The following is a 12,490-nucleotide window of genomic DNA, read 5'->3' on the forward strand; positions in this document are numbered from 1 at the left end:
AGAGTGCCTGGCGGACCTGTGGATAACTTCGTCGAAAAGGATCAGCGGCATGACTGCGAGCGGCACGAGCGACCGTGGGATCCCGCGCACCGGCACCGTAGCCGTCGTCGGCACCGGCACCATGGGCCAGGGAATCGCCCAGGTGGCGCTGATCGCCGGGCATCCGGTGCGGCTCTATGACGCCGCGCCCGGCCGCGCCGCGCAGGCCGCGGACGCCATCGCGGCCCGCCTCGACCGGCTGGTCGCCAAGGGCTCCCTCGCCGCGGCCGACCGCGACGCCGCCCTCGGCAGGCTCGCCGCCGTCGACCGCCTCGCGGACCTGGCCGACACCGAGCTGGCCATCGAGGCCATCCTGGAGGAGCTGGGCGCCAAGCAGCAGCTGTTCACCGCCCTCGAAACCGTCGTCTCGGACCACTGCCTGCTCGCCACCAACACCTCCTCCCTCTCCGTCACGGCCGTCGCGGGCGCCCTGCGCCGTCCCGGCCGCCTCGTCGGCCTCCACTTCTTCAACCCGGCCCCGGTGCTGCCACTGGTCGAGGTCGTCCGCGGCTTCGCCACCGACCGGGCCGCGGCCGACCGCGCGTACGAGACCGTCGCCGCGTGGGGCAAGACCCCGGTGCGCTGCGCCGACACCCCCGGGTTCATCGTCAACCGGATCGCCCGCCCCTTCTACGCGGAGGCCTTCCGGGTGTACGAGGAGGGCGGCGCCGAGCCCGCCACCATCGACGCCGTGCTGCGCGAGTCCGGCGGGTTCCGGATGGGCCCCTTCGAGCTGACCGACCTCATCGGCCAGGACGTGAACGAGGCCGTCACCCGATCCGTCTGGGAATCGCTGTTCCACGACCCGAAGTTCACGCCGTCCCTCGCCCAGCGCCGCCTGGTCGACGCCGGACTGCACGGGCGCAAGACGGGCCGCGGCTGGTACGACCACGCCGACGGAGCACCGCACCCCCGCCCGCACACCGCCGACCCGTGCGACGCCCCCGCGAAGATCGCCCTCCGTGGGGATCTGGGGCCCGCAGCCGGGCTCGTCCCCCTCATCGAGGAGGCGGGCATCACGCTGGTGCGCGAGCCCGTGGCGGAGGCCGGGCCCGGCGGCTTCCTCGCCCTGCCCGACGGCACCCGGCTGTCCCTGACCGACGGATCCGCCGCCACCACGGACCCCTTCGCCCCCGGCATCCGCTTCGACCTGGCGCTGGACTACCGCACCGCCACCCGCATCGCCCTCGCCCCCTCCGCGACCGCCGACCCCCTGGCCACGGCCGCCGCGACCGGCCTCTTCCAGGCGCTCGGAAAGCAGGTGAGCGTGGTGGAAGACCTCCCCGGCATGATCGTGGCCCGCACCGTCGCCATGCTCGTGGACTTCGCCGCGGACGCCGTCGCCCGCGGGGTGGCGAGCGCCGGGGACATCGACACCGCCATGCGCACCGGCGTCAACTATCCGCGCGGCCCGCTGCACTGGGGGGACCAGCTCGGCGCGGGCTGGGTGCGCGATGTCCTGAAGAACCTCCACGACGCCTGCCCCACCGGCCGCTACGCCCCCTCCCAGGCCCTGATCCGGCGTGCCGCCACCGAGGGAAAGCTGCTCTAATCATGACCATGGTCAAGCGCGACACCTATACGCCCGAATCGCTGCTCGCGGTCGCCGTGGAGGTGTTCAACGAGCGCGGATACGACGGCACCTCCATGGAGCACCTCTCCCGTGCCGCGGGGATCTCCAAGTCGTCGATCTACCACCACGTCAAGGGCAAGGAAGAGCTGCTCCGGCGGGCCATAAGCCGGGCGCTGGACGGGCTGTTCGGCATCCTCCAGGAGCCGGGCGCGCGCGAGGGCCGGGCGATCGAGCGGCTGGAGCACGTGACCCGGCGTACCGCCGAGGTACTGATGGAGGAACTGCCCTACGTCACGCTGCTCCTGCGGGTCCGCGGCAACACGGACACCGAGCGGTGGGCCATGGAGCGCCGGCGGGAGTTCGACCACCAGGTCGCCGATCTGCTCAAGCGGGCGGCCGCCGACGGCGATCTGCGCGCCGACGTGGACGCGCGGCTGGCGACCCGGCTGCTCTTCGGCATGATCAACTCCATTGTGGAGTGGTACCGGCCCGGCCGGGGCGGGGCCGCGGGAGCCGACGAGGTGGCCGAGGCCGTGGTCCGCACCGCCTTCGCGGGGCTGCGCGTCCCCGGGAGCTAGACCTGCCTAGACCTCCGGGTCCAGGTCCGTTTCCTCGAAGACCAGCAGGGTGCGGGTGCTCAGCACCTCGGGGATGGCCTGGATCCGGGTGAGGACCAGTTCGCGCAGCGAGCGGTTGTCCTCGGTGTGCACCAGCAGCAGCACATCGAAATCCCCGCTGACCAGGGCGATGTGGGCCGCTCCCGGCAGCATCCCGAGCTGTTCGCGCACGGTGCGCCAGGAGTTCTGGACGATCTTCAGCGTGATGTACGCGGACGCCCCCTGCCCGGCCCGCTCCTGGTCCACCCGGGCGCTGAAGCCCCGGATCACCCCGTCGTCCAGGAGCCGGTTGATCCGGGCGTAGGCGTTGGCGCGCGAGACGTGCACCTGCTCGGCCACGGACCGTATGGAGGCCCGGCCGTCCGTCCGGAGCAGTCGCAGGATGTCACGGTCGATGGGGTCCAGGGGGCGCGCGGGATGTTTGCCGCCCGGATTGGCCATCTGTTCGTCCTGCATACCGCCCCGCCTCCCCTTCATGGACGTCCTGTCTTCATCACAGGCTGTGCAGAACCGTTTGTCCACAGGCTCGGGTCGCCTGTAGCCAAAATGCGTCAACGACCGAACAATCGGTAGGTGAGGGCGATGCCGCACGGCACGCCCGCCCTCCAGCAGTCTGCCCGCCCAGGAGGTCGTGTCATGACGGTCCTAGAGCAGCCCGGCGCCTACCACCCCACTCCCCCGCCCGCCTGGCGGCCCCGCACCGACGCCGCACCGCTGCTGCCCGACCCCGAGCCGTACCGCCTGCTGGGCACCTCCGCCGCCGCCGATCTCGCCCCCGACCTGCTGACCAGGCTCCACCGGGAGCTGGTGCACGGCCGCCGCTACAACGTGCAGGCCACCGCCCTCACCCGGCAGGGCAGGCTGGCCGTCTATCCCTCCTCGACCGGGCAGGAGGCCTGCCAGGTGGCCGCCGGTCTGGTGCTGGAGGAGCGCGACTGGCTCTTCCCCAGCTACCGCGACACCCTGGCCGCCGTCGTCCGCGGGCTCGACCCCGTCCAGGCCCTCACCCTGCTGCGCGGCGACTGGCACTCGGGCTACGACCCCCGGGAGCACCGGGTCGCCCCGCTGAGCACCCCGCTGGCCACCCAGCTGCCGCACGCGGTCGGCCTGGCCCACGCCGCGCACCTCAAGGGCGACGACGTCGTGGCGCTCGCCCTGGTCGGCGACGGCGGCACCAGCGAGGGTGACTTCCACGAGGCGCTGAACTTCGCGGCCGTCTGGCAGGCCCCCGTCGTGTTCCTGGTCCAGAACAACGGCTTCGCGATCTCCGTGCCGCTCGCCAAGCAGACGGCCGCCCCCTCCCTGGCCCACAAGGCGGTCGGCTACGGGATGCCCGGACGGCTCGTGGACGGCAATGACGCGGCCGCCGTCCACCAGGTCCTCGGCGAGGCCGTCCGCCGGGCCCGCGGCGGTGGCGGACCCACCCTGGTCGAGGCCGTCACCTATCGGATCGACGCCCACACCAACGCGGACGACGCCACCCGCTACCGCTCCGACGCCGAGGTCGAGGCATGGCGCGAACACGACCCGATCGCGCTCCTGGAGGCGGCCCTGCGGGACCGCGGGCTGCTGGACGACGACGGCCTCCGGGCCGTGCGCGACTCCGCCGAGCGGCTCGCCGCCGATCTGCGGAACCGCATGCACCAGGACCCGGTCCTCGACCCCCTGGAGCTGTTCGAGCACGTCTACGCCGAGAAGACCAGCCAGCTGCGGGAGCAGGCGGCGCAGCTGCGGGCCGAGCTCGACGCCGAGGGGGAGCGATGACCACCGCCACCGAGCGCAAGCCCGCCACCATGGCCCAGGCCCTCGGCCGGGCGCTGCGCGACGCCATGGCCGCCGACCCGGCCGTCCATGTCCTCGGTGAGGACGTCGGCACCCTGGGCGGCGTCTTCCGGATCACCAGCGGGCTCGCCGAGGAGTTCGGCGACGACCGCTGTACGGACACCCCGCTGGCGGAGGCGGGGATCCTGGGCACCGCCGTCGGCATGGCCATGTACGGGCTGCGGCCCGTTGTCGAGATGCAGTTCGACGCCTTCGCCTACCCCTCCTTCGAGCAGCTCGTCAGCCATGTCTCCCGCATGCGCAACCGCACCCGGGGCGCGGTGTCGCTGCCGCTGACCGTGCGCGTGCCGTACGGGGGCGGCATCGGCGGCGTCGAGCATCACAGCGACTCCTCCGAGGCGTACTACATGGCCACCCCCGGCCTCCACGTCGTCGCCCCGGCGACCGTCGCCGACGCGTACGGGCTGCTGCGGGCCGCCATCGCCTCCGACGATCCGGTCGTCTTCCTCGAACCCAAGCGGCTGTACTGGTCCAAGGCCGACTGGGACGCCGACCACCCGGCCGAGGTCCCGCCGATCGGGCGGGCGGTGGTCCACGCCGGGACCGGCGGGGACCGCAGCGCCACGCTGATCTCGTACGGGCCCTCCGTCCCGGTGTGCCTCGAAGCCGCCGAGGCGGCGCGGGCCGAGGGCTGGCGCCTGGAGGTCGTCGACCTGCGCTCGCTCGTCCCCTTCGACGACGAGACCGTGTGCGCCTCCGTGCGCCGGACCGGGCGCGCGGTCGTCGTCCACGAGGCCGCCGGTTTCGGCGGCCCCGGCGGCGAGATCGCCGCCCGCGTCACCGAGCGGTGCTTCCACCACCTGGAGGCGCCGGTGCTGCGGGTCGCCGGGTTCGACATCCCGTATCCGCCGCCGATGCTGGAGCGGCACCATCTGCCCGGCGTGGACCGGGTGCTGGACGCCGTCGCCCGGCTCCAGTGGGAGTCGGAGTGGACCGAGGGGAGCGCGGTCTGATGGCTGTCGTGCGGGAGTTCACGCTGCCCGACCTGGGGGAGGGGCTCACCGGGGCGGAGATCGTGCGCTGGCTGGTCGAGGTCGGCGACGTCGTGACGGTCGACCAGCCGGTCGTGGAGGTCGAGACCGCGAAGGCCATGGTGGACGTGCCGTGCCCGTATGCCGGGGTGGTGACCGCGCGCTTCGGGGAGGAGGGCGCGGAGCTGCCGGTGGGTGCGCCGCTGCTGACGGTGGCGGATTCCGGTGTGTCCGGTGAACCGGGTGTGGGTGGTGGTTCCGCCGAGGAGCGCGGCACGGAAGCCCCCGTGCCGTCGGGCGGACCGGGCGCGGGGGGTGGTTCCGGCAATGTGCTCGTCGGATACGGCACGTCCGCCCCCGCCGAGCGACGGCGCCGGGTGCGTCCCGCCAACGGAGAGGTGGCGGCCACGACCGCGGAGGGCCCCGTTCCGGTGATCTCTCCCCTGGTCCGGCGGCTTGCCCGGCAGCACGGCATCGACCTGCGGCAGCTGGTGGGCTCCGGACCCGAGGGCCTGATCCTGCGCGCCGACGTCGAGCGGGCCATCCCCGGCACCGCGGAGCCGGTGAGTGAGGAGCGCGGGGTGCGCGAGGAGCGCGGGGAGCGCATCCCCCTGCGCGGGGTGCGCGGCGCCGTGGCCGACAAGCTCGCGCGCAGCCGCCGCGAGATCCCCGACGCGACGTGCTGGGTGGACGCCGACGCGACCGAACTGCTCGCCGCCCGCACGGCCATGAACGCCGCAGGCGGCCCCAAGATCTCCGTGCTCGCCCTGCTGGCCCGCATCTGCACGGCCGCCCTCGCGCGCTTCCCCGACCTGAACGCCACGGTGGACATGGAGCGCCGTGAGGTGGTCCGGCTCGACGAGGTGCACCTGGGGTTCGCGGCGCAGACGGACCGCGGTCTCGTCGTCCCCGTCGTCCGCGACGCCCACCGGCGCAGCGTCGAGGGGCTGGCCGCCGAGATATCGCGGCTGACCGAGGCCGCGCGAGCGGGCGCGCTGTCCCCCTCCGACCTCACGGGCGGCACGTTCACGCTGAACAACTACGGCGTGTTCGGGGTCGACGGCTCCACGCCGATCATCAACCACCCCGAGGCCGCCATGCTCGGCGTCGGACGGATCGCCCCCAAGCCGTGGGTGCACCACGGCGAACTGGCGGTCCGCCACGTCGTGCAGCTGTCGTTCACGTTCGACCACCGGGTGTGCGACGGCGGGACGGCGGGCGGGTTCCTGCGGTATGTGGCCGATTGTGTGGAGCAGCCCTCGGTGCTGTTGCGGGGGCTGTAGGGCGGGCCCGGCGCAGCGGCCATACTCGGAGGGTGACGTATGACGCGGTGATCCTGGCCGGGGGTGCCGCCCGGCGGCTCGGCGGCGTGGACAAGCCCGCGCTCCGCGTGGGTGGACGTGCCCTCCTGGACCGGGTGCTGGGGGCGTGCCGGGGCGCCGGTCGGACCGTGGTCGTCGGCCCGCGCCGACCCACCGTGCGGCCCGTCCGCTGGGCGCGGGAGGAGCCGCCCGGGGGCGGTCCGGTCGCGGCCGTCGACGCGGGCGTACGGGGGACCACCGCCCCCGTCGTCCTCCTGCTCTCCGCCGACCTGCCGTTCCTCACCGGGGAGACCGTGCAGGCCCTGCTCGCCGGGCTCGGGCAGGCCGACGGCGCCGTGCTCACCGACCGGGACGGGCGCGAGCAGCCCCTCGTCGCCGCCTACCGCGCCGAACCGCTGCGGCGTGAGATCGCGCTGCTCGCCACCGAGCACGGCGGCCTCGGCGGGCTGCCGCTCCGGCTGCTCACCGGCGAGCTGAACCTCCACCACATCCCGCATGCCACCGCCTCCTTCGACTGCGACACCTGGGAGGACATCACGACAGCCCGTGCGCGCATCAGGGAGCATGGACGTGTGCTGGAAGAATGGATCGCCGCAGTCAAAGCGGAACTCGGGATCGATCTCGATGTCGACACCGCCGCCCTCCTCGACCTGGCCCGGGACGCCGCGCACGGCGTTGCCCGGCCCGCCGCCCCGCTGACCACGTTCCTCGTCGGCTATGCCGCCGCGCAGCAGGGCGGCGGTCCCGAGGCCCTGGCCGACGCCAGCCGCAAGGCCGCTGCCCTGGCGGCGCGTTGGGCTGACGAGGAATGACGCGGCGGGACCCCCGCTCCGGGGATGCCGACAGGCTCGACCGCCAGGTCGACGAGGCCCTGGCCCTGGCCAACGAGAAGGCCATCACCCAACGGGCCTCGCCACCCCCGGACGTGCCCGACCCCGAGCTGGGCTGGCCCCCGCCGAGCGTGGCGCGCACCATCCGCCACGGCGCCCCCGAGCCCGAGGAGACGCCCAAGGCGACGCCCCAGGCGCCCAAGGCGGCGCCCGGGGACGAGCCCGACGACGCGCTGGGCTGGCCGCCGCCGAGTCTCCGGCCACCGGGCGGGGAGCCGCGGCACCCGGGAGGGGGCGGCGGGGCCGCGGGGGCGGGGTTCCTGGACACTGACGTACATGGGTGGGGCCGTGGAGTTCCGGACGACGTCGCGGCTCCGGGCTCCCGGCGTCGTACCCGAGCGGACCGGGACCCCGCGGCCCAGAAGAAGGCCGTCCAGAAGAATGGCGTCCAGGACCCTCATCCCGGAGCCCCCGTCCCCGGCGCGCACCGGGACGGACCCTCACCCGAGAACCCCACACCCGCCGACACCGCACCCTCCGAGGTCCCCCTGACTTCCTGGCCCGACGCCCGCCGCATCGCCGCCCGCGCCCCCGCCAGGGCCGTGGCCAAGGCGGCGCCCGTCCTGCGGGCGCTGGACGACGCGCTCGGGCACGTCCTCGCCGAACCCCTCACCGCGCTGACCGACCTGCCGCCGTTCGACACCTCCGCCATGGACGGCTGGGCCCTCGCCGGGCCGGGCCCGTGGCGGCTCACGGCGGGCCGGACGGGGCGCGGGATCCTGGCGGGGACCGGCGCGGTCGAGCCGCTGTCCGACGGGCACGCCGTGCAGATCGCCACCGGGGCCCGGATCCCGCCCGGCGCCACCGCCGTGCTGCGCACGGAGTACGGCGCGGACACCGGCGACGGCTGGCTGTACGCGGCGAAGGCCCCGCAGCCGGTCGGCTTCGGGCAGGACATCCGCCCCCGCGGCCAGGAGTGCCGCAGCGGCGATCAGCTGCTGCCCGCGGGCACGCGGGTCACCCCCGCCGTGCTGGGGCTCGCGGCCGCCGCCGGGTACGACGAGCTGGCGACCGTGCGCAGGCCGCGGGTGGAGGTGCTGGTCCTCGGGGACGAGCTGCTGCACCGGGGGCTGCCCCGCGAGGGCGGCATCCGGGACGCGCTGGGGCCCATGCTGGGGCCGTGGCTGCGGGCGCTGGGCGCGGAGGTGTCGGGCACCCGCCGGATCGCCGACGAGGCGGACGCGCTGTACGCGGCGATCGACGGCTCGTCGGCGGACCTCGTCGTGACGACGGGCGGCACCGCGGCGGGCCCGGTGGACCATGTGCACCCCACGCTGCACCGGCTGGGGGCCGAGCTGCTGGTGGACGGGGTGGAGGTGCGGCCGGGCCATCCGATGCTGCTGGCCCGCCTCGCGCCCGAACGGCATCTGGTCGGCCTGCCGGGCAATCCGCTGGCCGCCGTATCGGGGCTGCTGACGCTCGCGGAGCCGCTGCTGCGGACGCTGACGGGCCGCCCCGCGCCCGAGCGCCGCCCGGCCCCGCTCGCCGAGGCGGTGAGCGGGCATCCGCACAACACCCGGCTGGTGCCGGTGACGTTCCGGTACGACGAGGCGCGGCCGCTGCGCTTCAGCGGTCCGGCGATGCTGCGCGGCGTCGCGGTCGCGGACGCGCTCGCGGTGATCCCTCCGGGCGGGGCCGGGCGCGGCGCGGAGGTCGAGGTGCTGGAACTCCCCTGGTCGAACGGGACCGGCGGGACCGGCGACACCAGCGGGACCGGCGGTATCGGCGGAATCGGTGACACCGGCGGCCCCGGCGGCAGCGGCCAGCATGACGACGACGATGGCATACCCACCCAGGAGGGCCACGCGTGAAGCTGCCCAGTCATGACGCGGCGGCCCGTACGCCACCGGAGGACACCGGTCACCGTGTCCACCTGCCGCGCTACCCGGACGGCCCGCTGCGCCAGGTGGGCCGCCGGCTGCTGCTGGCGCTGCTCGTCCTGGTGCTGACGGTCCTGATCGTCTACATGGACCGGAGCGGCTACCACGACAACGCCGACGACAACGTCGACTTCCTCGACTCCGTCTACTACTCCACCGTGACGCTGTCCACGACCGGCTACGGCGACATCGTCCCGCACAGCGACAGCGCCCGGCTCACCAACATCCTGCTGGTCACGCCGCTGCGCGTGCTGTTCCTGATCATCCTGGTCGGCACCACGCTCGAAGTCCTCGCCGAGCGCACCCGCGAGCAATACCGCCTGAACCGCTGGAGGTCCGCCTTGCGCGATCACACCGTCGTCGTCGGCTTCGGCACCAAGGGCCGGTCCGCCGTCCAGACGCTCTGCGCGGGCGGGCTGCCCAAGGGCCGGGTGGTGGTGGTCGATCCGAACCACAAGGTGATCGAGTCCGCGACCTCCGAGGGGTTCGCGGGCGTGGTGGGGGACGCGACCCGCAGCGATGTGCTGCTGCGGGCGGAGGCGCAGCGGGCCCGCCAGTTCGTGATCGCGACCCAGCGGGACGATACGGCGGTGCTGGTCACGCTGACCGCGCGGCAGCTCAACAAGGGCGCGAACATCGTGGCGGCGGTGCGCGAGGAGGAGAACGCGCCGCTGCTGCGCCAGTCGGGCGCGGACGCGGTGATCACGAGCGCGAGCGCGGCGGGGCGGCTGCTGGGGCTGAGCGTGCAGTCGCCCACCGCGGGTGCGGTGATCGAGGACCTGATCCAGCAGGGCAGCGGTCTGGACCTGGTGGAGCGCACGGTGGTGAAGGCCGAGGTGGGCAGGTCGGTGCGGGACACGGACGACCTCGTGGTGTCCGTACGGCGCGGGCACCGGCTGCTGGCGTACGACGACCCCGACGCGAGCCCGTTGCAGGCCGCCGACCGGCTGATCACCATCGTTCGCGCGCCGACGCCCCAGGAGTAGCCTCGCGGCCATGCATGCGATCACCATTCCTGAACCCGGCGGCCCCGACGCGCTCCAGTGGACGGAGGTGCCCGACCCCGCGCCCGGCGAGGGGGAGGTCCTTGTCGAGATCGTGGCCAGCGGTGTCAACCGCGCCGATCTGATGCAGCGGCAGGGCCACTATCCGCCGCCGCCCGGCGCCCCCGAATACCCCGGCCTGGAGTGCTCGGGCCGGATCGTGGAGCTGGGCCCCGGCGTCAGCGGCTGGGCGGTGGGCGACGAGGTGTGCGCGCTGCTGGCGGGCGGCGGGTACGCCGGGAAGGTGGCGGTCCCGGCGGGCCAGCTGCTGCCGGTGCCCGACGGCGTCGACCTGGTCACCGCCGCCGGGCTGCCCGAAGTGACCGCGACCGTCTGGTCGAACGTCTTCATGATCTCCCATCTCCGGCCGGGCGAGACGCTGTTGGTGCACGGCGGGTCGAGCGGCATCGGCACCATGGCCATCCAGCTCGCGAAGGCGGCCGGGGCGCGGGTGGCGGTCACGGCCGGGTCGGCGGAGAAGCTGGCGGCCTGCCGGGAGCTGGGGGCCGACGTACTGATCAACTACCGCGAGCAGGACTTCGTGGAGGAGGTCCGCGCGGCCACCGACGGCGCCGGGGCGGACGTCATCCTGGACATCGTCGGGGCGAAGTACCTGGCCCGGAACGTGGACGCGCTGGCCGTCAACGGACGGCTCGCGATCATCGGTCTCCAGGGCGGCGCGAAGGCCGAGCTGAACCTGGGCAAGCTGCTGGGCAAGAGCGGCGCGGTGACGGCCGCCGGGCTGCGGGGCCGTTCGCTCGGCGAGAAGGCGGCGATCGTCGCGGCGGTACGGGAGCACGTCTGGCCGCTGATCGGCAGCGGCCGGATCCGCGCGATCGTGGACCGTACGCTCCCGATGCGGGAGGCCGCGGAGGCGCACCGGCTGCTGGAGTCCAGCGGGCACGTGGGCAAGGTGCTGCTGACGGTCTGAGCGCGGCCCCGGTCCCGGGCGGGGCCCCGGTCCCGGGCGGGGCCCCGGTCCCGGGCGGGGCCCGCCGTGGTCTGATCGGCCGCGCCCGGAATGCCCGGCTCGCCCGGTCATGTGACGCTCGTCCCGTGAGGCACCTGAGACGTCTGAGGTGGCCCGCGGCGTCCCTGCTGGCGGGCGCCGCCCTGCTCGTCGCTCCGTACGCGGTGGCGCGCGCCGACGACGGCGATCTGGCGGGGACCCGGGCCGGGGAGGGCCGGGCCCACCCCGGCCGGACCGTGGCGCCCACCCCCTCGCCGGACCCCTCGGCCGACCCCGCGCGGCCTGCGCGCACCCCGCCCGATCCGAGCGGTCGGCCGAGCGGGCGGGACCAGGCCGACCCGCGTCCGTCGCTGGTTCCGGACTGGACGCCGTCGTCGCTTCGGCTCCCGCATGAGCAGGAGCGACGGGGGGCGGGGGAGCTGCCCCAGGATGATCGTCCGTACGCCACCGAGCGGACCGCCGCCTCGCCCGGGGACCGGGCGACGCGGGTGCTGCCGCTGGGCACCGGGCTGGCGCTGAGCGGGCTGGGGCTCGGGCTGGCCTTCCTCGGCCTGCGGCTACGGCGCCGCTGAGGACGCGGCGGGAGCGCGGCGGAGTAAGGCCGGGGCGCGGGCGGGACGCGGAGCGGACGCGGTCGTTCCGGGGCTCCCCGGGGCCCCGGAACGACCCACGGCCTCCCCCGGAGGTGGCGGTGCGGAACAATGGGGGTATGAACCAGCCGATGAACGAACGATCGCAGGAGAGCCCGCACGTCCTGGTCGTCGGTCCGGACGGCATGGCGCTCGGCGGTGTCACTCCTGGCGATGGCAGTGGTGACGACGAGTCGCGCGAGGTTCCCGTGACGGACATGGTCGAACAGCCCGCGAAGGTCATGCGGATCGGAAGCATGATCAAGCAGCTGCTGGAGGAGGTCCGCGCCGCACCTCTCGACGAGGCGAGCCGAGCCCGCCTCAAGGAGATCCACGCCAGTTCGGTCAAGGAGCTGGAGGACGGTCTCGCCCCCGAGCTGATCGGGGAGCTGGAGCGGCTGTCGCTGCCCTTCACCGAGGAGACGGTCCCGACCGAGGCGGAACTGCGCATCGCCCAGGCGCAGTTGGTCGGCTGGCTGGAGGGGTTGTTCCACGGCATCCAGACGACGCTGTTCGCCCAGCAGATGGCGGCCCGCGCACAGCTGGAGCAGATGCGCAGGGCGCTGCCCCCGGGCGTCGGCGGCGGTGAGGACGGCCAGGCGATGGGGCCGGAGCACGGCGGCGCCCGCTCGGGCCCGTACCTGTAGCGGAGGCGCGCGCCCCGCGCCGACCACCTGACGCCGAACGGCGGGCCGCCCCGGGACCTGAGGGTCC

12 protein-coding genes are annotated in these 12,490 nt (G+C 74.5%); 11 read left to right on the forward strand and 1 reads right to left on the reverse strand.

Annotated elements, in window-relative coordinates; genetic code table 11:
- Positions 1-49 precede the first annotated feature (49 nt).
- Together EEJ42_RS19220 and EEJ42_RS19225 are read left to right on the forward strand one after the other, a co-directional pair.
- Positions 50-1,591 (forward strand): 3-hydroxyacyl-CoA dehydrogenase, encoded by a 1,542-nt coding sequence (locus EEJ42_RS19220; protein ID WP_123101165.1) that lies wholly within the window; start codon positions 50-52, stop codon positions 1,589-1,591.
- Positions 1,592-1,593: 2 nt separating this feature from the next.
- On the forward strand, positions 1,594-2,190 hold the full coding sequence (locus EEJ42_RS19225; protein ID WP_123101166.1) for a TetR/AcrR family transcriptional regulator: 597 nt from the start codon (positions 1,594-1,596) through the stop codon (positions 2,188-2,190).
- 6 nt (positions 2,191-2,196) lie between these two features.
- Here the strand turns inward: EEJ42_RS19225 and EEJ42_RS19230 are convergent, their stop codons facing one another.
- Positions 2,197-2,685, reverse strand: a complete 489-nt coding sequence (locus EEJ42_RS19230) for an Lrp/AsnC family transcriptional regulator (RefSeq protein ID WP_123101168.1) — start codon at positions 2,683-2,685, stop codon at positions 2,197-2,199.
- 180 nt (positions 2,686-2,865) lie between these two features.
- On the opposite strand from EEJ42_RS19230, the gene pdhA reads away from it, so the two are divergent.
- The 9 genes from pdhA (at position 2,866) to EEJ42_RS19275 (ending at position 12,423) form a co-directional block, all read left to right on the forward strand.
- Entirely contained in the window at positions 2,866-3,993 is a 1,128-nt protein-coding gene (gene pdhA / locus EEJ42_RS19235; RefSeq protein ID WP_123101170.1) for a pyruvate dehydrogenase (acetyl-transferring) E1 component subunit alpha, read from the forward strand.
- On the forward strand, positions 3,990-5,024 hold the full coding sequence (locus tag EEJ42_RS19240; protein WP_123101172.1) for an alpha-ketoacid dehydrogenase subunit beta: 1,035 nt from the start codon (positions 3,990-3,992) through the stop codon (positions 5,022-5,024). The genes pdhA and EEJ42_RS19240 overlap by 4 nt, the downstream gene beginning before the upstream one ends.
- Positions 5,024-6,325 (forward strand): dihydrolipoamide acetyltransferase family protein, encoded by a 1,302-nt coding sequence (locus EEJ42_RS19245; protein WP_123101174.1) that lies wholly within the window; start codon positions 5,024-5,026, stop codon positions 6,323-6,325. The genes EEJ42_RS19240 and EEJ42_RS19245 overlap by 1 nt, the downstream gene beginning before the upstream one ends.
- Positions 6,326-6,357: 32 nt before the next feature.
- Positions 6,358-7,176 carry an NTP transferase domain-containing protein gene (locus tag EEJ42_RS19250; RefSeq protein WP_123101176.1) on the forward strand — a complete coding sequence of 273 codons (819 nt, stop codon included), beginning with the start codon at positions 6,358-6,360 and terminating at the stop codon, positions 7,174-7,176.
- 338 nt (positions 7,177-7,514) lie between these two features.
- Positions 7,515-9,065, forward strand: coding sequence for a molybdopterin molybdotransferase MoeA (locus EEJ42_RS19255; RefSeq protein ID WP_123101188.1), 1,551 nt, complete (start codon positions 7,515-7,517; stop codon positions 9,063-9,065).
- Positions 9,062-10,120 (forward strand): potassium channel family protein, encoded by a 1,059-nt coding sequence (locus EEJ42_RS19260; protein WP_123101178.1) that lies wholly within the window; start codon positions 9,062-9,064, stop codon positions 10,118-10,120. Before EEJ42_RS19255 ends, EEJ42_RS19260 begins: the two co-directional genes overlap by 4 nt.
- Positions 10,121-10,130: 10 nt before the next feature.
- Positions 10,131-11,108 (forward strand): NAD(P)H-quinone oxidoreductase, encoded by a 978-nt coding sequence (locus EEJ42_RS19265; RefSeq protein WP_123101180.1) that lies wholly within the window; start codon positions 10,131-10,133, stop codon positions 11,106-11,108.
- Between the two features lie 125 nt (positions 11,109-11,233).
- Positions 11,234-11,719 carry a hypothetical protein gene (locus tag EEJ42_RS19270; protein ID WP_123101182.1) on the forward strand — a complete coding sequence of 162 codons (486 nt, stop codon included), beginning with the start codon at positions 11,234-11,236 and terminating at the stop codon, positions 11,717-11,719.
- A 137-nt stretch (positions 11,720-11,856) separates the two neighbouring features.
- A complete protein-coding gene (locus EEJ42_RS19275) occupies positions 11,857-12,423 on the forward strand; it encodes a bacterial proteasome activator family protein (RefSeq protein WP_184503164.1) in 567 nt (188 codons plus the stop codon).
- Positions 12,424-12,490: the final 67 nt, after the last annotated feature.

This window comes from Streptomyces botrytidirepellens, from assembly GCF_003721215.1.
Taxonomy (GTDB): Bacteria; Actinomycetota; Actinomycetes; order Streptomycetales; family Streptomycetaceae; genus Streptomyces; species Streptomyces himastatinicus.

Coding starts and splice junctions, on each gene's coding strand:
- EEJ42_RS19220 (WP_123101165.1), top strand. CDS start 50: ATGACTGCGAGCGGCACGAGCGACCGTGGGATCCCGCGCACCGGCACC.
- EEJ42_RS19225 (WP_123101166.1), top strand. CDS start 1,594: ATGACCATGGTCAAGCGCGACACCTATACGCCCGAATCGCTGCTCGCG.
- EEJ42_RS19230 (WP_123101168.1), bottom strand. CDS start 2,685: ATGCAGGACGAACAGATGGCCAATCCGGGCGGCAAACATCCCGCGCGC.
- pdhA (WP_123101170.1), top strand. CDS start 2,866: ATGACGGTCCTAGAGCAGCCCGGCGCCTACCACCCCACTCCCCCGCCC.
- EEJ42_RS19240 (WP_123101172.1), top strand. CDS start 3,990: ATGACCACCGCCACCGAGCGCAAGCCCGCCACCATGGCCCAGGCCCTC.
- EEJ42_RS19245 (WP_123101174.1), top strand. CDS start 5,024: ATGGCTGTCGTGCGGGAGTTCACGCTGCCCGACCTGGGGGAGGGGCTC.
- EEJ42_RS19265 (WP_123101180.1), top strand. CDS start 10,131: ATGCATGCGATCACCATTCCTGAACCCGGCGGCCCCGACGCGCTCCAG.
- EEJ42_RS19275 (WP_184503164.1), top strand. CDS start 11,857: ATGAACCAGCCGATGAACGAACGATCGCAGGAGAGCCCGCACGTCCTG.